The 21,253-nt window shown below is 65.0% G+C and carries 19 protein-coding genes; 9 read left to right on the forward strand and 10 right to left on the reverse strand.

Features of this window, described 5'->3' with window-relative positions; all coding sequences use genetic code 11:
• The first annotated feature begins 40 nt into the window (after window positions 1-40).
• Window positions 41-1,630, forward strand: coding sequence for an N-acyl-D-amino-acid deacylase family protein (locus ACO0LU_RS14645; protein ID WP_424792086.1), 1,590 nt, complete (start codon window positions 41-43; stop codon window positions 1,628-1,630).
• Between the two features lie 28 nt (window positions 1,631-1,658).
• Window positions 1,659-2,144 carry a RidA family protein gene (locus tag ACO0LU_RS14650; protein ID WP_424792087.1) on the forward strand — a complete coding sequence of 162 codons (486 nt, stop codon included), beginning with the start codon at window positions 1,659-1,661 and terminating at the stop codon, window positions 2,142-2,144.
• Window positions 2,145-2,578: 434 nt separating this feature from the next.
• Here ACO0LU_RS14650 and ACO0LU_RS14655 read toward each other — a convergent pair whose 3' ends face one another.
• From ACO0LU_RS14655 to ACO0LU_RS14675, 5 genes are all read right to left on the reverse strand, one after another.
• Window positions 2,579-3,577, reverse strand: a complete 999-nt coding sequence (locus tag ACO0LU_RS14655; protein WP_424792088.1) for an ABC transporter permease — start codon at window positions 3,575-3,577, stop codon at window positions 2,579-2,581.
• Window positions 3,574-5,076 carry a sugar ABC transporter ATP-binding protein gene (locus tag ACO0LU_RS14660; RefSeq protein ID WP_424792089.1) on the reverse strand — a complete coding sequence of 501 codons (1,503 nt, stop codon included), beginning with the start codon at window positions 5,074-5,076 and terminating at the stop codon, window positions 3,574-3,576. The genes ACO0LU_RS14655 and ACO0LU_RS14660 overlap by 4 nt, the downstream gene beginning before the upstream one ends.
• Window positions 5,073-7,214 carry a hypothetical protein gene (locus ACO0LU_RS14665; RefSeq protein ID WP_424792090.1) on the reverse strand — a complete coding sequence of 714 codons (2,142 nt, stop codon included), beginning with the start codon at window positions 7,212-7,214 and terminating at the stop codon, window positions 5,073-5,075. The genes ACO0LU_RS14660 and ACO0LU_RS14665 overlap by 4 nt, the downstream gene beginning before the upstream one ends.
• A gap of 72 nt (window positions 7,215-7,286) precedes the next feature.
• Window positions 7,287-8,369 carry a sugar ABC transporter substrate-binding protein gene (locus ACO0LU_RS14670; RefSeq protein ID WP_424792092.1) on the reverse strand — a complete coding sequence of 361 codons (1,083 nt, stop codon included), beginning with the start codon at window positions 8,367-8,369 and terminating at the stop codon, window positions 7,287-7,289.
• A gap of 142 nt (window positions 8,370-8,511) precedes the next feature.
• Window positions 8,512-9,183 carry a helix-turn-helix domain-containing protein gene (locus ACO0LU_RS14675; RefSeq protein ID WP_424792093.1) on the reverse strand — a complete coding sequence of 224 codons (672 nt, stop codon included), beginning with the start codon at window positions 9,181-9,183 and terminating at the stop codon, window positions 8,512-8,514.
• Window positions 9,184-9,418: 235 nt separating this feature from the next.
• Here ACO0LU_RS14675 and ACO0LU_RS14680 point away from each other — a divergent pair, with 235 nt between their 5' ends.
• The gene (locus ACO0LU_RS14680) at window positions 9,419-10,561 is read left to right on the forward strand and encodes a M20/M25/M40 family metallo-hydrolase (RefSeq protein ID WP_424792094.1); all 1,143 of its coding nucleotides are present in this window, start codon (window positions 9,419-9,421) and stop codon (window positions 10,559-10,561) included.
• Window positions 10,558-11,496, forward strand: a complete 939-nt coding sequence (locus tag ACO0LU_RS14685; RefSeq protein WP_424792095.1) for a serine/threonine dehydratase — start codon at window positions 10,558-10,560, stop codon at window positions 11,494-11,496. The genes ACO0LU_RS14680 and ACO0LU_RS14685 overlap by 4 nt, the downstream gene beginning before the upstream one ends.
• Window positions 11,497-11,508: 12 nt before the next feature.
• On the opposite strand, the gene ACO0LU_RS14690 is transcribed toward ACO0LU_RS14685, so the two are convergent.
• Both ACO0LU_RS14690 and ACO0LU_RS14695 read right to left on the reverse strand, forming a co-directional pair.
• Window positions 11,509-11,901, reverse strand: coding sequence for a RidA family protein (locus tag ACO0LU_RS14690; RefSeq protein ID WP_424792097.1), 393 nt, complete (start codon window positions 11,899-11,901; stop codon window positions 11,509-11,511).
• A 116-nt stretch (window positions 11,902-12,017) separates the two neighbouring features.
• Window positions 12,018-12,833, reverse strand: coding sequence for an amidohydrolase family protein (locus ACO0LU_RS14695; RefSeq protein WP_424792098.1), 816 nt, complete (start codon window positions 12,831-12,833; stop codon window positions 12,018-12,020).
• Between the two features lie 165 nt (window positions 12,834-12,998).
• Here ACO0LU_RS14695 and ACO0LU_RS14700 point away from each other — a divergent pair, with 165 nt between their 5' ends.
• Entirely contained in the window at window positions 12,999-13,346 is a 348-nt protein-coding gene (locus ACO0LU_RS14700; protein ID WP_424792099.1) for an L-rhamnose mutarotase, read from the forward strand.
• Window positions 13,343-14,092 (forward strand): SDR family NAD(P)-dependent oxidoreductase, encoded by a 750-nt coding sequence (locus ACO0LU_RS14705; protein WP_424792100.1) that lies wholly within the window; start codon window positions 13,343-13,345, stop codon window positions 14,090-14,092. Before ACO0LU_RS14700 ends, ACO0LU_RS14705 begins: the two co-directional genes overlap by 4 nt.
• A 25-nt stretch (window positions 14,093-14,117) precedes the next feature.
• Here ACO0LU_RS14705 and ACO0LU_RS14710 read toward each other — a convergent pair whose 3' ends face one another.
• From ACO0LU_RS14710 to ACO0LU_RS14720, 3 genes are all read right to left on the reverse strand, one after another.
• A complete protein-coding gene (locus ACO0LU_RS14710) occupies window positions 14,118-14,681 on the reverse strand; it encodes a helix-turn-helix domain-containing protein (RefSeq protein ID WP_424792101.1) in 564 nt (187 codons plus the stop codon).
• Between the two features lie 270 nt (window positions 14,682-14,951).
• Window positions 14,952-15,353, reverse strand: a complete 402-nt coding sequence (locus tag ACO0LU_RS14715) for a PIN domain-containing protein (RefSeq protein WP_424792102.1) — start codon at window positions 15,351-15,353, stop codon at window positions 14,952-14,954.
• Window positions 15,350-15,598, reverse strand: coding sequence for a hypothetical protein (locus ACO0LU_RS14720; RefSeq protein WP_424792103.1), 249 nt, complete (start codon window positions 15,596-15,598; stop codon window positions 15,350-15,352). Before ACO0LU_RS14720 ends, ACO0LU_RS14715 begins: the two co-directional genes overlap by 4 nt.
• Before the next feature lie 407 nt (window positions 15,599-16,005).
• Here ACO0LU_RS14720 and ACO0LU_RS14725 point away from each other — a divergent pair, with 407 nt between their 5' ends.
• From ACO0LU_RS14725 to ACO0LU_RS14735, 3 genes are all read left to right on the forward strand, one after another.
• Window positions 16,006-16,677, forward strand: a complete 672-nt coding sequence (locus tag ACO0LU_RS14725; RefSeq protein ID WP_424792104.1) for a DUF47 domain-containing protein — start codon at window positions 16,006-16,008, stop codon at window positions 16,675-16,677.
• A 6-nt stretch (window positions 16,678-16,683) separates the two neighbouring features.
• Entirely contained in the window at window positions 16,684-17,643 is a 960-nt protein-coding gene (locus ACO0LU_RS14730) for an anion permease (RefSeq protein WP_424792105.1), read from the forward strand.
• A gap of 156 nt (window positions 17,644-17,799) precedes the next feature.
• Window positions 17,800-21,219 carry a chondroitinase family polysaccharide lyase gene (locus ACO0LU_RS14735; RefSeq protein WP_424792106.1) on the forward strand — a complete coding sequence of 1,140 codons (3,420 nt, stop codon included), beginning with the start codon at window positions 17,800-17,802 and terminating at the stop codon, window positions 21,217-21,219.
• Window positions 21,220-21,253 lie beyond the last annotated feature (34 nt).

The following is a 21,253-nucleotide window of genomic DNA, read 5'->3' on the forward strand; positions in this document are numbered from 1 at the left end:
CCGCCCCCGCATACCTGCCGGATCGCCTACCAAAACCACCATGTTCTCAATGATCGTGCGCAACGGTCTCGTCATCGACGGCACCGGCACTCCCAGCGTCGTGGCTGACGTCGGTGTGCGGGGCGGGCGGATCGAAGCGATCGGTGACCTGACCCCGGCCCGGGCGGAGACAGAGATCGACGCCACGGGGCTGGTGGTGTCGCCGGGCTTCATCGACGTCCACACCCACAGTGACCTCACCGCCTTCCTGCCGGCGAGCGCCTCGGAGGTCGCCCGCACCTCGGTGCGCCAAGGGGTCACCACCGAAGTCACCGGCAACTGTGGCTGGACGCCGTTCCCCGCCACGCCCGCGCGCCGGGCTGTGATCGGTGACCACATCGCGGCGCTGTTCGGCCCCGCTGCTCGTACTTTCGATTCCTATGCCCAGTACCGGCAGGCGGTCGGCGCCCAGCCCCTGCTGACCAATCTGGCCCCCCTGGTCGGGCACGGCACGCTGCGCGCCGCCGCCGCTGGGCTGGGGCGTGAGCCCGGCACCGCCGAGGCGCTCCGCGGGATGAGCCGCTTTCTGGCCCAGTGCCTGGATGAGGGGGCATTCGGGATGTCCAGCGGCCTGGTCTACCCACCCGGGATGTACAGCCCACCGGAGGAACTGCACGCCCTGGGCCGGGTTCTCGCAGGTGCCGGGCGCATCTACGCCACCCACATGCGCAACGACATGGAGGCGGTCCACCAGGCCGTGGCGGAGGGGATCGAGGTGGGGCGGACCACCGGCGCGCGGGTGCAACTGTCCCATCTGAAGGTCGCCGGGAGGCCACGGTGGGGCACCGCCTCGAGAGTGCTGGACCAGATCGAGGCCGCCACCGCCGACGGCATCGACGTGCGCGGCGATGTCTACCCCTACGCCGCCAGCAGCACCTTGCTGCGGGCACTGCTGCCTCCGTGGGTCAACGACGGTGGAATCGACGCGATGCTCACCCGGCTCGACCATCCGGAGGTGCGTCGTCGGGTCGCCACCGAATTCGAGACCGGGCTACCCGGCTGGCAGAACTTCGTCGCTGCGGCCGGATGGGATGGCATCATCATCGCCTCCGCGCCGGCCCGTCCGGAGATCGAAGGCCGCAGCATCGCGGCACTGGCCGACGACGAGGGCCGTCCACCGGCGGAAGTCCTCACCTGCTTGCTCCGACAGTTGCGCGGTGAATGCATGGTCGTGCTGCACAAGATGAGCGAAGGGGACGTCCGCACCCTGATCTCCCACCCGTACGTGCTCATCGGATCCGACACCATCCCGCTTCCCGGGCGGCCCCACCCACGCACTGCCGGCACCTTCGCCCGGGTGCTGGGACACTATGTGCGGCAGGAACAGGTAGCCGATCTACCAGCCATGGTCAAACGGATGACCATGGAAGCCGCCGAGCGGTTCAACGTGCCCCAGCGGGGCCGTATCGCCCGTGGTTACGCCGCTGACCTGGTGGTCTTCGACCCGGCCACCATCACAGACCGGGCCACCTTCGCCGACCCGCTGCTCCCGCCACAGGGAGTGATCCATGTGCTGGTCGGTGGACAGGTGGTCATCAACGGCGGTGTCGACACCGGCGCCGCACCCGGCCAGGTTCTGCAACCGGCCTGAACACCCCACCCACTATCAAGGAGACACCATGAACAACTCCCCCACCAACGGCGCCGACGCACGCTTCGCCGCCCTGGAGCCAGTCACCTCTGCCGCTCCCGGACCGCAGTCCACCGTTCGCCCGCTGCGCAGGGCCGGTCAGGTACTGCACATGTCGGGGCAGGTGGCCTTCGTGGGCAGCGAATTGCTGGCGACCGGCGTCCTGGGCACCGACGTCGACGTCCCCACCGGCAATGCCTGTGCCCGCCAGTGCGCGCTGAACCTGTTGGCGCGACTGCAGGAGGAACTGGGGTCGCTGGACCGGGTCGCCCAGGTCGTCAAACTCACCGTGTTCGTCGCCTCCGCTGCCGGCTTCCGCGACCAGCCGCAGGTAGCCAACGGTGCCTCGGATGTCTTCGTCGAGGTCCTCGGGGATCGTGGACGCCACGCCCGCTCGGCCGTGGGCGTGGCCGAACTTCCGATCGGTACCCCGGTCGAGGTGGAAGCCGTGGTCGAGGTCGAACCCGGGGCATGAGCGCCCCGCACACCGACCTGCAGTAGTGGAACCACTGAGCCCGGCGGGTGCTGCTCACCTGTGGCATGAAAGGCACGATCCTGCACTCCACCGACCCAGAGACCCAAGCTGCCCCAGCAGCGTCAATGCCGGTGACGTCCGCCATGCGCGCCAGGTAGATGAGCAGATCGGCAGTCTCGTAGGCGACCCGCTTCCGGAGTTCAGGGTGGCTCTGCACCACTCGATGGCGAACTGGCGAACGGCGTCAACCAACTGCCTGAATCGCGCATGCTCTGCTTCCTCGCCGGGGCAAACGCCCAACGCAACAGGAGTTGGGACAGGTAGGTGCGCCGCCTGGAGCCCAACCGCGTCGCAGCCAGAGGCGTCCCGTCCCCGGGGCCCAGGTAGCCCTGGGCGGTACTCCAGCAGGTGCGGTGCGCTCCTCGGCTACGCCGTCATCGTCGTTTCGAGTTCACATCGATCAGCACGATGATGATGAGGATCGTGCCCTTGACGATCCACTGGAAGTAGGTGTCGATCCCCAGCAGCACCATCGCGTTGGAGATGATCCCGATGAGTAGTGCGGCAAGGATGACGCCGACGACGTTACCGCGTCCTCCGAAGAGGGACGTTCCGCCGAGCACGACGACGGTGATGACGTCGAAGAGCAACGCCTCCCCTAGCGACGCGGTACCGGCCATGGTCCGGGAGGTCAGTCCGATCGCCCCGACGGCAGCGAAGACCGAGGAGAGCATGAAGCCGATCAGGGTGATCGCGCGGACATTGATACCGCTCAGCCGGCTCGCTTCGGCGTTGCCACCCACGGCATAGAAGTTGCGTCCCATCTGGGTGTGCATCGTGAACACGTAACAGCCCACCCCGATCAGCAGCATCAGGTAGATCGGGACGGGCACGGAGAACAGGTAGCCCATCCCCAGGAAGTTGAACCCGGAGGGCAGGCCGGAGATGGGCAGGCCGCGGGAGTAGAGGAAGGCCACGCCCATGAGGATGTTCATCATCACCAGCGTGGTGATGAACGCCGGTACCTTCCCCACCGCCGTGACCAGCCCGTTAACCAGCCCGACGAGCGCAGCTAGCACGAGCACCAGCGCGATCGCGACGAGCAACGGCAAATCGTTACGGGAGACCAACCCGGCCATCAGCACCGAGTACAACCCGATCGCTGAACCCACCGACAGGTCCAGATGGCCGAGCACGATCACGAAGAACTGCCCGAGCCCCACGATCGCCAGGAAGGAGATCTGGCGCATGATGTTCATCATGTTGCCGAGTTCGAAGAACCTGTCGATGAAGATCGAGCAGAGCAGGAACACGCTGAGCACCAGGAAGAAGATCATCCAGTCGCTGACGAACCCGCTGCTGCCGATTCCGTAGCGGCGGTTCTTCAGGGAGAGGCCGCCTTCGATGGCATCTCCAGTGGTAGGTGCCGTCATACCTTTGCTCCCATCAATGATTCCAAGATCTGGTCCTGATTCAGCCTGCTACCGGAGACTTCGTCGACGATCCGTCCTTCGTACATCACGTAGATCCGGTGACATACGCCGAGCAGTTCCTCGAGCTCCGGTGACACCATCAGCACGCCCTTGCCGCGCGCTGTGAGTTCGCCGATCAGGTTGTAGATTTCCGATTTCGATCCCACATCGATCCCCCGGGTGGGCTCATCCATCAGGAAGATGTCGGTATCGGCCAGCAGCCACCGGCCGATGATGATCTTCTGCTGGTTCCCGCCGGAGAGTTTGCCGACGCCCTGGAACAGGGAGCGGTACCGCGTACCCAGACGCTCGAGGGTGTCATAGGCGGCGGAGCGCTCCTTGCGCTCGTCCATGAAGAAGAAGCCACGTTTGAACTTCTTCAGTGAGGCGATCGTGGCATTGCGCCGGACATCGGTGTGCATATTGAGCCCGGCGGTCTTCCGTTCATCCGGCACCAGCCCCATGCCCACCCGGATGGCGTCGATCGGTGATCCGATCCGAACCTGCTCGCCGCGCACCCGGATCGTGCCGCCGGTGGTCTTCATGGCGCCGTAGATCGACTGCAGCAGTTCGGTCTTCCCGGCGCCCACCAGGCCGGCGATGCCCACCACCTCCCCGCATCGCAGGTTGAGGTTGACGTCGGAGAACACCGGAGAGGACAGGCCCTCGACCTCCAGCAGGACCTCGTCCTGGTGTGGGGCGATGGTCGGGTAGATCTTCGTCAGTTCCCGGCCGGCGATCATCTGGATGAGTTCGGGCTTGGTCAACCCCTCGACCCGTCCACTGCCCACCTGCTTACCGTCGGTGAGCACGGTGTATCGATCGCAGAGTTCGAAAATCTCATCGAGCCGGTGCGAGATGTAGACCACAGCCAGGCCGCGTTCCTTGAGCAACCGCACGAGTCGGTAGACGTTCTTCGTCTCCTGCTCGGGCAGTACCGCGGTCAACTCATCGAAGATGACCACCCGGGCATCGCGCGCCAGGGCGCGGGCCAGTTGGACGACCTGTTTGTCCGAGGTCCGCAGGCTGCGCACCGGCCGGTTCAGATCCAACTCGATCTGGAGGAACTTCATCAGTTCCTCTCCGCGGCGGCGCAACGCCGCGCGCTGCACGAACGGGCCGGCGGGAGTCAACTGCCCGAGGAAGATGTTCTCCAGGGCGGACAGGTCCTCCACTAGTTGGAGTTCCTGGTGCACCACCGCGATGCCCCGGTCCTGGATCTCGTGCATGCTTGCCCCGGCCGGTATCGGCTCTCCAGCGACGGACACCTCACCTGTGGCCATCCGATTCTCACCGATGATCGCCTTGATGAGGCTGGACTTCCCGGCGCCGTTCTCCCCCACGAGGGCATGACACTCACCCGCGTGGACTTCGAAACTGACGTCGTCGACGGCTACGACGCCGGGGAACCGCACGGTGCAGTTGCGGACCTCCAACAGGACGTTCGTCGAATCGCTCATACCTGGGCGTTCCGTGCCTCGTCGTCTGCCAGCCACAACCACCCGAGGGCCTCGATACCCGAGACGATGATTTCCTCATCGGGCGAATCGGGTTTCTTGATGTTGTGGATCAGTCGCTTCATCTCGTGGTACGGCATCATGCAACTGCGCACCCCGGTCTGGGAGACCGGGTTGAGGTCGAAGAACATCTCCTTCGCGACCGCGAAGTCGCGTTCGTTGTGCCGGGCTACCTCGTCCAGCAGTGCAGCCTTGCGGGCTGGGTCGGCCTCCTGCTCGTAGTCCAGTGCGCTGAGCACCAGGTCGTAGATCACCCGGTTGCGCCGATGCGCGTTCTCGATCTTGGTGAAGTGCGGCAGGTAATGCCGCAGTGCGGGCTCGGCCGTCACCTGTTCCTGGATGCTGCGGATCTCTTCCAACAGTTGCGGATGATCGCTGATGGCCTGCCGGATCTGGGGACGGTCGCCGTCGTTGATGATGTTCGCCTGGAACGGGAACGGGGTGGTGTACAACTCGATCTGGCTCTCGTGGATCGTCAGGATCGACTGCAGTACGCGCAGCACCCGGGCACCCAGGTCGGGGCCGAAGTGCAGGTCACATGCCCGCTGGAAGAACTCCTCCTGGGGCATGGTCGAACCCCAGCCGTAGTTCCCGTGGGCGAACTGGTGCATGAACAGCCCGTACCACTCGAACATGAACCCGTTGATGCCGTGCACGTCATGTTCGACGCTGCCGATGTGCTGTTCGATGTCCCGTTCGATCGACATCTCGTTCGGCTCATCCTCATACCGGACGATGTTGGAGGTGAACACCCGGTACAGCCGGCCCATCGTGGAGGTGATCGAGTTGGCCTCCGAGTCCCGGCCCCAAATCCGGTGCTTGCCGAACGCCTCGACCCATTTGGTGAACTCACTGTCCGGGACGTACAGCGCCGGCGCCCAGAACAGCACGATGTCATCGGGGATCGAGGCCACCGTCTCCGCGAGCCATTCGGGGTCCTTGACCAGCGGCGGCTGGCGGAAGGCACGGATTCCGAGCACCAGGTCGCTGCGCACCGCGCGGACGGTGTCGTAGATCTGGTTCAGCAGCCACATGTTCGCCGCATGCTTGGCCTCACCGGCGGACTTGGCGTTCGCGTGCCACCGCTCGGTGCAGGCCGGGCACTCGCAGAACCAGAACCCCTCCTCACTTTCCTCCAGGCTGAAGCCGTCGAAGCCCAGTTCGGCAATCTTGCGCATCGAGGCCAGGATGTAGTCGATGTTCTCCTGGTCGGACAGGCAGACCGAGTCGAAATCGTTCAGGAACCCCGAATCGGCCGGCGGAGTCATCCGCTTGTCCGGGTGAGCGATGGTGTAGCCGCCGTTGTAGGAGTTCAGACCCACGTAGGCAAAGATCGAGACGCCGAACTTGTGGGCGAGTTCGATGAAGTCGGCGAGGAAGTTCTCCTCGATGTTCGGGTGGGAGTAGGCGATCTTCAACCAGCGGTCGTTCTCGGCGTTCCAGATCTGGACCGGGATGTCCTTGAACGTGGTCTCCGGGTACTGCTCGAACTCGAAGGGCCAGTAGCCATACATCACCATGTTCAACTGGTTGATCTTCTGGTCGATGCACTGTTGCAGGTACTGCTCCCATTCGGCGTACCCCCACAACTGCATATCGAAGCCGATCCGCCCGTAGCCGGCGTACCAACTGAACGTCGGGGACACCGCACGCACCGGGATGGACGGGTAGTCGATGATCCTGGTGCAGTCGAGCTGGTAACCGTCGGCCTCCCCCGCCAGGTGCTGGGCGAGGATGAGGTTCTTCAGCGAGGTAAGACCGGCGACGTAACCCTGCCGGCCCCCATACTCGATCACAGCGTGGTCGGCGTGCAGTTCCAGGATGTAGCCCTGACTGCGGAACAGATCCGGATTCTCCACCTCGACCTCAGCACGGAAGGGAACCACGCGTACCGGCAGCGTCCGGCCCGCCTCGGCGGCCAGGAGCCACGGGGCGTTCCACATCCGCATCTGCGCGATCTCCCGCATCTCCTCCTGGCTCATCTCACCGGCGGCGGTGAGGTCCAGTTCGAGAGCCTCGAAGGGCAGCGTGAGCCCCTCCTGGGTGGCCACAAACTTCGGTTCGGGAAGCAACACAGTCATGTTCACAGTCCTTTCCAGTCGCGGGTCAGGCGGCGGCCGCCGCACGGGTGCTCCGCGCGGCGGCCGTCCGGATCAGCCCAACCAGGTCCAGTTCTGCCAGTCGTGCTCATCGATGTTGGCCGGAGTGATGCCTTCCGGCGCCGGGAGGTCGTACTCCTCGGGCAGCGATTCGCCATTCATGGCGAGCCAGAGCGCTTCCATCGCGGTGTAACCCAGGACCACCGGGTCCTGCACCACTTCACCGATCCAGGCCTCGTTGCCGTCCTGGATGTGCTGGAAGACCTCCTTCTCACCGCCGATGCCGATGAAGCCCATGTCTCCGTCCCGGCCGGCGCCCACGGCGGCGTTGTAGGCGCCCAGGACCGTGGCGTCGTTGTGCCCGGAGACCACGTCGATCGAAGCCTCCCGCTGCAAGACGTTCTCCATCAAGGTGTGCGAGGAGTTGCGGTCACCGGCGCCGGTGTCACCCTCGACGATGATGTTAGCGTCCGGGAACTCGGCCTCGACGACGGACCGGAAGCCTTCCAACCGCTGCTCGGTCACCTCACCGGAGGAGGGCACGGTGATGAACAACAGGGTCGGATCCTCGACGCCCTGCTCGAGCAGGTGGTCGACCGCGATCTGGCCGGAACTCTCGCCCAGGGCAACCATGTCGTGGCCGACGAAGGTCTCCCAGACAGCATCATCGGGGTTGTCCGGCTGCTGGGGGTAGTCCCCGACGACGAACTGGATGTCCTGGGTGTTGTGCAGGTTGACCATCGTCGGGATGATCGCCTTGGAATCGGTGGGGAACACCACGATCCCGTCCGCGCCCGCTGATGCCAGGTTCTCCAGGTTCTCGATGTTGCGCTGGATGTCCTGGTTACTGTCCTCGAACTGGAACCGGATGTTGGCGTCCGGGTTGTCCTCGGCCCAGTTCTCCATGCCCTCCTGGGCACCGAGGAACCAGGCGTACTGCAGTGTGAAGATGCTGCCGCCGATGAGGATCTCCTCGTCGCTGTCCGCTGCGGCGGTCTCGTCCTCACCCTCGGTGTTGGTCTCGTCATCATCGCGTTCCTCGGGCACGGGGCTCTCGGTTGCTCCTGCGCAAGCGGACAGCAGGAGCGAGCCCGCGGCGAGGACGGCGATTGACTTTGCGATCCGTGGTGTCTTCATCGATACACCTTTCTGATGAGTGGGTTCTGATGAATGGGTTCTGCTGAGTTGGTTCTGCGTGGGTGATGTGCAAAGTCGGATGCACGACCGGCGGCGTTGCCCTGGTCCGCTCAGGGGCGGCAGGGCTATCTCGTGATCGTCCTCATGCGCTCTCCGGATACTGCTGGACGACCACGAGTTCACCCGGCCCATGGGGTGCGTGATAGAAGTGCGGCCGATCGGCACGGAAGGTGATCAGATCCCCCACACGAAGTGTCGAATAGTTGTCCGTCAGGCCGACCTCGACTTCGCCCTGGACGCACACGACCCTCTCGACCACCCCCGGGGCGTTCCCGGGTGAATCCCGCCGAGCGCCGCGGTCCAGGGAGACGAAGGCTATTTCGATCTCACCGCGTGCCTGCCACCCGAGCAGCAGTTTGGCCTGGTGGGCCTGACCTTCGGCGGTCAACGCCGGTGCGTCGGCGTATCGGCGCACCGCGGGCTCCTGGACGCCGCCGGGGTCGACAAACATCGCGCCCAGAGAGACGTTGAGGCTCTTGGCGATGGCCCACAGGGTGTCCAACGAGGGATTACTCGCACCGCGTTCCAGTTCGGAAATCGTCGACTTCGACACCTCGGCGGCGCGGGCCAGCGCGGAGACGGACAGGCCCCGGCGCAGTCGCCACTTCTGCAGGTTGTTCGCCACCATCGGTCGGTGTGCGCTGCGTCCACCTGCACCTGTAGCCGGAGCGCTCCAGCCGGCGTCGCCGTTCGAAGCACCCATGGAGCCATCCTCGGCCGGGGGCGGGGCTTGCATCGCGGTGCGTTCCGTCACATGCTCTCCCTTGAGTGCTGGTCGCTCGCCCCCGGTTTCCCGGTGACTGAGATTCGAGGGTCGGTCGTATCGTTCGCTAGAACGTAGTATCGTTCGGCAGACCGAACAGTGGATAGTGAAGCACACGCCCCTGGGGGTGTCAAAGAGGCGCATCCGCCTCCGTACGCCGCCCCCACCGGGTGCTCACCGTGCCTGCACGCTGCCCGCTACGACCCGCGAACGAAGGGGTTCTGGCTTGAACCGGACCGAACAGATCCTGGCGGAACTCATCTCCATCCCGAGCGTGAACCCACGCCACACCGCCGCTGACGGCGGTGAGACCCGCATCGCCGAACACCTCGCCCGGTGGGCGCAGGGGCACGGATGGCCGGGCCGTCTAGATGAAGCCTTGCCCGGCCGGTCCAACGGTGTGGTGACCATCCCCGGGGAGTTGCCGGGCACGATCGTGCTGCAGACCCACAGCGACACCGTCGAGGTCCAAGGGATGACCGTGGAGCCCTTCCGGATGGAGCGGGCGGCAGGGCGGGTGACGGGCCGGGGCGTTTGTGACGCCAAGGGACAACTGGCAATGTTCATGGCTGCGCTGGAGCGAGTGGCCGACGACGACCAGCCGCATCACACGATCGTCCTGGCCGCATGTGTGGATGAGGAGGAACGCTTCCGGGGAGTGCTGGACCTGTGCACGCGCCTGGATCCCGAGGAGGTTCTCGGTGCCATCGTGGGTGAACCCACCGAACTGGCCCTGGTCACCTCCCACAAGGGTGTGCTGCGCGGCCGCATCCTGATCGACGGGCCGGGCGGGCACAGTTCCATGCCCGACGGCGTGGTGAACCCGATCACGGTGGCTGCCGAGGTGATCGCGTACGTGGCGGGGGAGATGGACGTGCGCCTGCGGGAGTTGACCGACCCGCAGGTCGGAGCCGCCTCCTTGACCCTGACGATGATCGACGGCGGTGATGCCATCAACATCATCCCCCGCCAGGTGGCGCTCAGTTACGACCGGCGCACGCTTCCGGGCGAGGACCCGCACGCGGTCTGGACCAAGTTGCAGCGGGATCTAGAGGGTCGGTTCAACGGCGTCCGGGTGGAGGAGCCAGCACTGGCTGATCCCGGGCTGCCGCACTCTGAGGCCCCGCTGGTGCACACGTTCCAGGACGTCCTTTCCCGCCACGACCTGCCCGCGGCGGCGGTCGGCGTGCCGTACGGCTCGGATGCCTCCAAGATCGCCCGGCTGGGCATTCCCGCGATGGTGTTCGGGGCCGGATCGATCAAGCAGGCGCACACACCGGACGAGTATCTGGACCTGGACCAACTCCACCGCGGAGTGGAGGTCCTCCATGACCTCCTCACCACGGATCTGACGCCGGGAGCAGCATGAGCATCGTCGCGGCCGGAGCAATCGCCGAGGCCGCACACCGGATACATCCCTATGTTCGCCGCACGCCTCTCTTGCGGCTTACCGTGCCGACACCGCAGGGCGACCGGCAGGTGCAGTTCAAACTCGAACAAACCCAAGTGGGTGGCTCGTTCAAGACCCGCGGGATCCTTAACATGGCGCTGCGTGCCCGCGAGCGGGGGGTGCTTCCGGAGAGGGGGGTGGTCATCGCCTCGGGCGGGAACGCCGGAATCGCGGCTGCCGTCGCCGGCGCCGCGATGAAGGTCCCGGCGACAGTGGCAGTGCCTCATGATTCCCCGCACAGCAAAGTCGATCGACTGCTCGACCTGGGCGCTCGTGTAGTCGATGACCTCGCCGACCACGCCGAGAGCAACGCCTGGGCGGACGGCTACGCCGAGCGAACCGGTGCGCTGCGCCTGCACGCCTACGACGATCCGGATGTGGTGGCCGGGGCTGGCACGATCCTGACCGAAGCGCTCGAACAAGATCCGAACCTAGATTCAGTTCTACTCGCGGTCGGAGGGGGTGGCCTGGTCGCCGGGGTCGCGACGGCAGCACCAGCAGGTGTCGCCGTAGTGGGTGTTGAACCTCAAGGTGCCCCGACGCTGCATTCCGCCTTGGCAGCGGGCCGGCCGGTACCCGTCGAGGTGGACACCATCGCCCAGGATTCGTTGGGGGCCCGCACCCTTGGTGAGGTGCCGTGGGCGATCTGTTCGACTGCCGGGGTGCAGTCGGTGCTCGTCGACGACGCCGCGATCACCCGGGCACGTCAGTGGTTGTGGACCGCCTGCCGTCTCGTGGTGGAGAACGCCGGTGCGTGCGCCCTGGCGGCGCTGCTCGAAGGCGTGTGGGCACCGCCGGACGGGGGCTCACCGCTGATCGTCATCTGCGGCGCGAATGTCGACGATCCGCGGTGAGCCCCGGGGTGGTCAGGACTTCACCTTCGCCATCACATCGACCTCAACGAGCAGGCCTGGGATCGCCAGTTCCACCCCGATGGTGCTCCGCGCCGGCAGCGGTTCGGAGAAGAACTCCCGGTAAACCGAATCGAACGCGGGGAAATCATCCTGAATCCGGGTCAGGTACGCCCGGGACTGAACTACGTCATCGAGGTCGAGATCGACTTCCTTGAGGACGGCTCGAATATTCTCCATCACCTGTCGCGTCTGGGTTGCGACATCATCGCCGACGATCTCACCGGTTTCCGGGTGGAATGCAACAGCGCCGGAAACGAAGAGGAATCCTCCTGAAAGGATGCCTTGGGACAGTGCAGCTTTCGGCTCCGCGTAGCCACGAGGGTGGACCTGAACTTTATCTGACATTTTCACTCCATTACTAGTCGTCATCTGGATACGGCAATGTTCGTCGCGACTGCTAATCTAGAGAGGCGCCGAGAGCACGTTAACGGAGAGCTTTGCGGGCTCGCCGGAGCGTTTGCTCAAGGGAACTCTACACGGGCGAGTACGTCACGCAGTGTTTCGCCCATAATGCCTGGTCGTGCGTTTTGCGGAAGGGTTGAAAGATGTGAGATGGATTGCCTGAAAGACTCCGAACTGAGGACCACCGGGTAATCGGATCCCCATAGCACACGTTCTGGTCCGAAATCCTCCATCACCGTGGTCAGCACTTCGTCGGCGCCGAGCACATCGCCCAATGCGTAGAATCCACTCGCTTTGACAAAGACACTCGGATTCTCATGCATCGCGACAAGGCTCCGCACTGACTGATGCGCCTCCCGGGTGGTGCCGGCTCCCTTGGTCGGGAGACCGAAGTGGCTGATCAGAGCCGGTGCACCCGCTAGGCCTTCCAGCGCCACACGCAGTGCGGAATAGACCGCGGCAGAGACGTTAAGGCTGATGAGAGCACGGCGTTCACTTAGCACCGGACCAACTCTCGCGATCAAGTCGGCAAGGGATTCTGCGTCGCCTTCTTCGACTGCGTAGATGCTGACTCCGTAGAACCCTTCGTCCAGCCATTCCACCACGTCCCGGTGGGAGGCGGAATGATGCAGGTATGCTAATGGCTTGATCCATGAGTGGCGGCGCGCGGTCCGCCCGATGTAGGCGTTGTTGCCGTGGTACGCCTTCTCCCCTTCATAGCCCACCACCAGCGCCGTGTCAATATTGTGGACTTGGCGAAGTTTCTCGTATTCAGCGACTTCATCGCCGCCGGATGGGCTGCGTCCGTCCGGTCCGATGAACCCATTCTCGAAGAGGTGGATATGGCTGTCTGCAAGGACTGGCTCAGTGGCCATGTGGATCTCCTATCGTTCCGCCTGCGACGGATGCTCGCATCGGCCTGGGTACAGAATAGCGCGTTCCAGTCCTACGCACTTGCATGGATACACACCCCGTCAGGTTATACACTCGCGTGAGGACCGATGTGTGGGTTCTTGTCGACGCGATGAGGTGAAGATCTAATGAGTAGCGGTGATTCTGAGTCTGAATGCTTCCTTTATATCCTCAAGCCCGGTTGCGCCGCTCGGTACGACGAACTCCACGCGAACGTCTGGCCGGAGGTCCAGGAGGAACTTCGCGCCTCCGATTATCTGCGCTATGACATCTACCGCTGGGGCGACGTGGTCATCACCGTGACCGAGCGCAATCGGCACCGGAGGCCCAAGCCGGTATCCGAGCGGGTGCAGGAGCAGGTGGACCGGTGGGCGGAACTGATGGCGCCGCTGTTCATCGCCTCCACGGACCGCGACGGAAACCTGCTGCGCGCAGCGCCCGTATTCAGTCTGTTTCAACAAGGAGAACACTCATGAATGGACTTGCCGATCGCCGCTACCTCGTGTGCGGCGCAGGCTCCGGGATCGGAGAGGCCACGGCCCACTTCCTCGCCGCGCAGGGGGCGCGGGTTGCCGTCGCCGACCTGCACCGCGACACCGCCGATCGCGTGGCTGAGGAGATCGGGACCAGCGACTCCTATGCCTATGACCAAGGAGATCCGACCTCAGTGGAGGAGTTCTTCGATGCCGCCGCCGGCGCCGGCCCGATCCACGGCGTGGCCATCGTGGCCGGGGCGCACCCGGGCAAGATCCCGCTTCAGGACGTCGACCCCGAGTTGTTCCGCCGCATCCATGGAGTGAACGCCCTCGGTGTGCTGACGATGCTGCAGAGCGCCACCCGGCGCCTGGTTCGCGATGGCCGCTCGGCCATCGTGGTGACCAGCTCGGTTGCGGGCATCCGACCGGTGGCCCAGGACGCGATCTACGCCTCGTCCAAGGCGGCAGCGCAGGCGATCGTGCGCTCGGCCGCCCTGGAGTACGCCGCCGAGGGCATCCGGATCAACTCGGTGCTGCCGGGTTCGGTGCTGACCCCCTTGGCGATCTCCCAGTCCTCGGAGGCGCAGATCCAAGAGGTCGCTGCCCGCACGCTGCCGATCCGGCGGCCCAGTGCATCCCAGGAGATCGCCAGCACCATCGCCTTCCTGCTGTCCGATGATGCCTCCAGCATCACGGCCACGGAACTGGTGGTCGATGGCGGGCTGGCCGCCGCCGGTCCGAAGTGACGCTCACGCGGTACCGCCGGTGACGCTACGTCACCACCCCGTACTCCTGGACCACCACGAGCCGCCCCGGTCCCCCGATCGCCTCGTAGAAGTGGGGTTGGTCCGCCCGGAACCTGATCAGGTCCCCCACGCCGAGTTCGGCCGAGTTCTCCTGGGTCCCCACGGCCACCGTGCCCTGCACGCACACCACCCGTTCCACGACGCCTTGGGCGTTACCACGGGAGTCCCGGCGCGCCCTGTCCGCCAAGGTGACCACCGCGACCTCGATCTCACCGTCGGCCCGCCACCCGGTGAGGATCTTCGCGATGTGCCCCACGTTGTCGGACTCCATCGTGGGCGCGTCCGCGTACCGCCGAACCTCCAAGTCCCCGTTTGTTCCCGAATCGGTGAACAGCGCGCCGAGCGGGACGTTCAGGGTTTTCGCGATCGACCACAGTGTGTCCAGCGATGGGTTACCCAAGCCCCGTTCCAACTCCGAGACGGTCGATTTTGAGATCTCGGCCGCCCGCGCCAGCGCGGAGACCGACAGCTGCCGCCGCATCCGCCACTTCTGCAGGTTGCTGCTGAGCGGCGGCCCTTCCTCATTCATCCCGCGCACTTTCCCGCGGCTGGCTATTGCCCATCCTGCTCCCCTCCTCGTGCTGGTCCACGACGCCGGCACCCGCTGGGCTCACACTGGCGACATAGGGCTCCGCTGAGGCTATCGCGCGTCGCCCGGGGCTGCCGGAGAGTCGACGCAGGAGCAGGTTGAGCCCGCTCCCAGGCGGCGATCAGGCTCCCCGCTGGGCGAACAGTTCATCGTTGCGGCCATCACGCTGATCCCCAGCGCGCGGGACGTCTGGCGACCAGGGAAACTCCGCTACCCGCGAAGTGGGTTCACAATGCGCACTCCGCGCAACGTCGCCCCTTCAGGGAAATCTTCACTCCATAATTCGTCGCAGGATGCCAGCGTTGCCGCTTCGAGGATGAGGGCATCGAAGATCGATAGTTGGTGCTGACGAGCAGTGCTTGCCGCGCGGCGAACCAACTGTAGATCGGTCGTCACAGTAGGAAAGTCGAGTTCACTCAGTATCTGCTCAGCGTCCACCCTGGAGCATCCCAGACGTCGCGTGAGGACGGAGTGCAGTTCGATGAGCACCTGTGTGCTGATGCGCCGATCCACCGGCGGTGTCGCCAGAGCCTGCCGGGCGCGTTGTTGACGGTCCGGATCAGATTCGTCGAAGAGATACGCGAGGATGTTCGTGTCCAGGAATACCCTCACGAGATGCGCCGATCGTCGTAGAGGTCCTCTCGAGACCATCCACGGCCCCCAGACGTCCCGCTCATCGACTTCGACAGTTCCAGAAGCCGAGTCACCGTGCGTTGTTGGCGTTCGTCCTCATCGTCCTCGGCGTACTTGCGCAATTGGTCGGCAAGGTAAGCGTTCACGGACTCCCCGCGCTCGAGAGCACGGATGCGGGCGCGCTTGAGCGTCTCGTCGTCGACTGTGATCGTCAAGTTTCCCACAGCGGCAGTGTAGCACTGGTGTCGTGTAGCACGAGGCCCGATGCACTAGAGGACGCCAGGCGCTATGGGCTACGGGCAGGCCCGACCCGGCACATGAACGACCTCACGGAGAACGGGGGTCGATTGCCCGCCCTCACCGAAGCACCGAGCCGGCCCACGTTAACCGAGCGTTCACCTCCTGTTCATCTTCCGTTATGATTCCTGGTAACCTTGGGGACCCTCAGTCAGGCGCGGCGAGCAGTCCCAGACAGCACCTGCACTGCGCAGTCCGGATGGGGGCGGCGCGCACCCGCCCGCCCACCGGCGAATGGCGCCCGGTGCCGCTTTGCCGGCCACCGAGCCCGTGCTGCCCGCACGCTCCACGCGCCTGACCCGCATAGTCCCGAACTCCACGGAGGCACCAGCACATGACCCGCACGCGATGGCGCACACGGACCCCCGGTGCGAGCACCCGGCGCAAGTCGCGTCGTCGTCGCGTGGGAGGCAGCGATGCCCTCCGGCGGGCCATGCTCGGCCAGATTCGTGCTGCGCACGACGGCGCCGACATCGCGCGAAGAATGCTCGAGGGCCTATCCACCGAGACGGCGCGCAAAGAGATCGCCGAGGTGGAGCGGGGTGGGGACGCCGAGCGCGCCGCATTGGTCGCGGGGCTGGCCAGCACGCTGGTGACGCCACTGGACCGGGAGGACCTGTTCCGGGTCTCCCGCGCGATCGACGAAGTTCTCGACACGCTGCAGGACTTCGTCCGGGAAGCAGACCTGTACCGGATCGACAATCGCGAAGCATTCCGCCCGATGGTCTCCAAGGCCGCCGATGCGCTGGACCTGCTGGAGGAGGCAGTGGACACGCTGTGGACCGACCCCAGCGATGTGCCGAACCGATCCCTGGCGGTGCGCAAGGCCGCACGTGCTGTGAGCCGCCAGTACCGCACGGAGTTCGCCAGTACGGTGGTGGACGCCCCCGACTCCTTGGACACCCTCAAGCACCGGGAGTTGATCAAGCGCCTGGACTGGGTAGGCGTACGAATCAGAGAGGCTGCCGATGCACTGACCGACGGTGCGTTGAAGCGGGGGTACTGAGGCGCTTTGATCGCCCCCGAACTCCTGATCGGCCTCGGCCTAGCATTCGCACTGATCACCGGCACCAACGACGGCGGCGCTCTGCTCGCACCGGGCCTGCGCGTGCCGGGCCTGAGGCTGCTGCCCGCGCTGGCAATCCTCACCCTGGCCACCGCGGTGATTCCGCTGGTCACCGCCGCACCGGTGGCCCATACGCTCACCTCCACCATCGTCCCCCCGGGCCAGTCGGGCTCCCTGGCGCTCCTGGTGGCATTCGTCAGTGCCGTGGTCGTGGTCTGGGCGCTCACCCGGCGCGGTCTGCCAACGAGTCTGACCCTGGCCGTGATCGGCGCCACCGCAGGTGCCGGTGCGGGCCTCGGGCTCGCAGTGGCCTGGTCCGCGCTCACAGTGGTGCTGATCGTGGCCGCCCTGGCCCCGTTCGTGGGCCTGGGGCTGGCGCTGGCAGGGTCGACACTGCTGAACACCCGCTGGGACAGCGCCTACCTGCCGGTGATGCGTCGCGGTCATCTCGTGGCGTTCACCGCTCAGTGCATTGCCTACGGGGCCAATGACGGACAGAAGATCCTGGTGCTGCTCCTGGCAGCAGGGTTGGCCCATCCGGACGGACGACTGTCCTGGTGGTGGTACCTGGCGCTGGGCCTGGCCTTCGCGATCGGCACAGCCCTTGGGCTGCCGCGCATCGCCCGATCGGTGGGCACCGGCATCCTGCACACCAGCCCCGCCCACATCGTCACCGCGGAATTCGCCGCAGCCGGCGCCGTGCTCGGCAGCGCCGCCCTGGGCGCACCGGTCAGCATGACCCAGGCCATTATCGGCGGACTCCTCGGCGCCGGGCTGCGCGAGAGCTATCGCCGCATCCGGTGGAAAGTGGTCCGCGGCCTGGGCCTGGCCTGGTTGGTCACCCTTCCGCTGGCGTTCACGGTTGCGGCGCTCGGCGCCTACGTGACTGCGGCTGTTATGGGCTGATTCGGCCCGAGTCGCACGCCTCGTTCACGGTGTGATGGATCGGGAGATCACGACACGGTCGCGGCCTATGTCATTTAGTCACTCCTTAATGCTCCCTTGACCGGATACTTACTCCTCTCTTCAATAGGAGGACGATCCAACGAAGGAGCACGATCAATGTCACGATCACCGTTGAGCCGTCGGCACTTCCTGGCGGGCACCGCGCTCGCTACGGCCGGAGCAGTCCTACCGAGCAACGTCTTGCCGGCATTCGGCCTCGGACCTGTCCGAACGGACGTCGGTCCCGCTCAGTTAGAGCGTGAACTGGCGGAACTCGACAAGCCGATCTACCTGCTCGAAAACGTCATACCGGACAACTTCTCCGTCGACGATGGCAGCGAAATTGGCATCTCAGACGCTCATGGAAACATTGGTATTCACTCGCTCCAATGGGACTTCGAGCCTGGTGCACATCTTCGGGTCGAGAATGACCTCGGATATTCCGAGCCATCAGGGGGCGTCACCGACTACTTCTCCGTCTGGATCTACAACGAGACGCCCATCGATAAACATCTGCAGTTCACTTTCGGCCGCGGCGACACAGTTGATGCCTGGTTCGATTTCCACCTCAACTTCCACGGCTGGCGTACCTGCTGGGTCCGGTACTCCGACGACACCGAGGGCACGCCACATCCTGATATGGATCGCATCACGATCGTGGCCCCGGACGACCACGGCACACTCTGGATCGACCAACTGGTCACGAACATCTCGATCCGCCCGGACCGTCCCACCCCGGACTTCCAGGTGCCCACCCTGGCTCCGGAGTTCCCCGAGGCGAACAACTACCACTGGATGGGTCTGCTCGACTTCTGGCACAAGCAGGACTCCCCCGGGTTCGACTCCAGCAACGTCACCCAGGCCGAAATCGACGACGCCGAGACGATCCGTGACCGACTACTGACCCGGCAACGCGCCAACCCCTCCTTCAACGACGCAGCCCTGGCCAGCCTGGAGGACCGTTTCACCGAGTTCGGCGTGCCTGAACTGGCCGACCCGTACGCCGAAGGTGATGAGCTGCGCCCAGCGGGTGTAGGTGCGAAAGTCAACCACAACCAGATCGCTATCTTCCCCGCCCGGTATCGGCAAGCGGTGCAAGAGTTCACCCACGTCGTCCCCCTACGCGGACTGTGGGAGCAGTGCGGCCTTCCGGCCGCGCAGACCTGGGACCATGCCACGCGTCAGGGTGATACCGCAGCCGCCGACCGGGCAGCACAGTTGGTGCTGCGCCTGCTCACCCACTTGCACGATCAAGGGTGGACCACCGGCTCCAGCCAGGGCACTATCCACCACATCGGCTATGCCTACCGTGCATGGGCCAGTTCGGTGCTGATGGTGGAGCCCTTGTTGCGCGAGCGCGGGATCTGGGAGCGGACGAGCACCAGCGTGGCGTGGTACGCCGGAACCGGCCGACTCACCGATGACTTCACCGAGAACCAGCACCGCTCGGGACTGGTCGACGTCCTCAACACGCTCATGGAGGGGCTGCTCTCCAGTTGCTTCTTCGCCGAGACCTGGCCGGAGCGCGTCGGGCGGCTGCGCGCCTTCAAAGCATGGATCGATCGCGCCTACAGTTACGCCCCAGGTACCGAAGGCGGATTCAAGCCTGATGGTTCGATGTACCACCACGTCGCCCCGTACCCCATCTACGGACGCGACGCACTCTCGGGAAGCACCGTGGTCATCACCGACTGCGTCGGAACCGTCTTCGCCCTTGGCGCGGCCGGGCAGGAGGTGCTTCGCAACGCACTGCATCACCAGGCACTCATCGCGAACACCATCGACTACCCGGTCAGTCAGGGCGGGCGACACCAGACCGGTGAGTGGCACATCCGACCCGTGATCAATCCCTTCGGCCTGACCGCTCGCACCCGACTGGACGGCGAAGCCGGGTTGGATGAGGAACAAGCCGCGATGTTCCGGCGGCTGGTACCGCCCGACGCCAGCAACTGGCAGCGGAACCTCGATGCCCAGTTCGAAGCCGCCGGTATCCAGCCCGCACCCGCACCCAACGGCTACTGGGCGTTTCCTTACGGTGCTGCCGGTCTCAGCCGGCAGGACGAGTGGCTGGTGACCATCAAGACGCACAACAACTACATCTGGGCCACGGAGATCTACGACCAACAGAACGTCTATGGCCGGTACCAGACGTACGGGCAGATCTCGATCCAAGCCGATCTCGATGGCGACTCCTGGGTGTCCCTGAGCGAGAACGGGTGGGCTCAACCCGGCTACGACTGGAACTTCATCCCCGGTGCCACGACCAAGACGCTGCCGTTCGATGAACTGGCTACGACCGTAGGAGCCAGTGGGGAGACGCTCCCGTTGAGCGAATCACGTTTCGGCGGCTTCGGCGCCCTGGAAGATCACGCCACCGTGTTCGGGATGGAACTGATCGAACATCCGGCTTTCGATGCCAGCCATACCGCCAGGATCTCGGCACTGATGGTCGGTGATCGCGTGATCGCACTGGGCAGCAGGATCCGGAACAACGACTCGGCGAACCCGACCCGCACCACCTTGTTCCAGGTCTCGCCCGAGGTGATGAACAACCCGCGCGATGTGCAATCCGGCGACGACTGGGTCACCGACCCCACCGGTAACGGGTACGTCGTCGTCGATGGTCCCGCGCCGACCCACCGAACCGCTGAGCAGACCGCACCGGACTGGAGCGGCAACGGTGAGGGCACCCAGGTGGTGGCGCTGGGTTACCTCGATCACGGGACAGCTCCCCTGGACTCCCAGTACGCCTATGTGATCCTCGTGCAGGCCGGAGCGGATCGCACCGCTTCCTTCGCAGCAGCAATGGCCGGACCGCAAGAACCTGTGCGCATCCACCAGCATGACGCCGTTGCTCACGTGGTGACCGATGTGGAGTCCCAGGTGAGTGCGCACATCGTGTTCGAGCCGGATATCGACCTAGTGGCCGAGTCGGTCGTCCGTTCACTCAGCCGTCAAGGACTGGTCCTGAGTCGCCCCACCGAGTCCGGTGCGATCGACTTCTCCGTCACCGACCCCGACCTGCACCTGTATGAAGGAATTGATGAGGAGCAGTACGACGGCGACGGAAACTACGTCGGAAACTTGAGCCCGTACTCACGGCCGTGGCGCTACAACGAGAGCCCGCAGACGCAAACCACGGTGGTATTTCGCGGACCGTGGGAACTCACACATGCCCGCGACGATGTGCACCTGGACACCACCACCGATGGTGACACCACGATCACCGTCACCACCCAGCACGGCACTGGTGTGGAGTTCTCGCTCACACCCGGAGCGAGCATCGAGACAGTCCGGACGGCATTGGACACCTATATTTCTGACGGGCTGATAGCGGGACCGATCGCCCACCGACTCGCCGATGCCCTGGAGCAGGCCGAGAAGCATCTGGACGGTGGGAGGTCGACACCGGCGATCGGGGCCCTGGAGCGGTTCATCCGGCATCTTGATGGCCCGGAGCGGCCCGACACCCTGGACGCACTGGCTGCAACGAACCTGCGGGAGCAGGCCGCCGCACTCCTCTCCCAGATCAGTTAATGACGCAGACAGTTCACGAAAGAAGGAACTATCC

The sequence above is a fragment of the Pseudactinotalea sp. Z1748 genome, assembly GCF_049725185.1.
Lineage (GTDB): Bacteria > Actinomycetota > Actinomycetes > Actinomycetales > Beutenbergiaceae > CALKWS01.

Bases quoted from the DNA above. Each gene is read 5' to 3' on its own strand.
- ACO0LU_RS14645 (WP_424792086.1), top strand. From the start codon at position 41: ATGTTCTCAATGATCGTGCGCAACGGTCTCGTCATCGACGGCACCGGC.
- ACO0LU_RS14650 (WP_424792087.1), top strand. From the start codon at position 1,659: ATGAACAACTCCCCCACCAACGGCGCCGACGCACGCTTCGCCGCCCTG.
- ACO0LU_RS14655 (WP_424792088.1), bottom strand. From the start codon at position 3,577: ATGACGGCACCTACCACTGGAGATGCCATCGAAGGCGGCCTCTCCCTG.
- ACO0LU_RS14660 (WP_424792089.1), bottom strand. From the start codon at position 5,076: ATGAGCGATTCGACGAACGTCCTGTTGGAGGTCCGCAACTGCACCGTG.
- ACO0LU_RS14665 (WP_424792090.1), bottom strand. From the start codon at position 7,214: ATGACTGTGTTGCTTCCCGAACCGAAGTTTGTGGCCACCCAGGAGGGG.
- ACO0LU_RS14670 (WP_424792092.1), bottom strand. From the start codon at position 8,369: ATGAAGACACCACGGATCGCAAAGTCAATCGCCGTCCTCGCCGCGGGC.
- ACO0LU_RS14685 (WP_424792095.1), top strand. From the start codon at position 10,558: ATGAGCATCGTCGCGGCCGGAGCAATCGCCGAGGCCGCACACCGGATA.
- ACO0LU_RS14690 (WP_424792097.1), bottom strand. From the start codon at position 11,901: ATGTCAGATAAAGTTCAGGTCCACCCTCGTGGCTACGCGGAGCCGAAA.
- ACO0LU_RS14695 (WP_424792098.1), bottom strand. From the start codon at position 12,833: ATGGCCACTGAGCCAGTCCTTGCAGACAGCCATATCCACCTCTTCGAG.
- ACO0LU_RS14700 (WP_424792099.1), top strand. From the start codon at position 12,999: ATGAGTAGCGGTGATTCTGAGTCTGAATGCTTCCTTTATATCCTCAAG.
- ACO0LU_RS14705 (WP_424792100.1), top strand. From the start codon at position 13,343: ATGAATGGACTTGCCGATCGCCGCTACCTCGTGTGCGGCGCAGGCTCC.
- ACO0LU_RS14710 (WP_424792101.1), bottom strand. From the start codon at position 14,681: ATGAATGAGGAAGGGCCGCCGCTCAGCAGCAACCTGCAGAAGTGGCGG.
- ACO0LU_RS14725 (WP_424792104.1), top strand. From the start codon at position 16,006: ATGACCCGCACGCGATGGCGCACACGGACCCCCGGTGCGAGCACCCGG.
- ACO0LU_RS14735 (WP_424792106.1), top strand. From the start codon at position 17,800: ATGTCACGATCACCGTTGAGCCGTCGGCACTTCCTGGCGGGCACCGCG.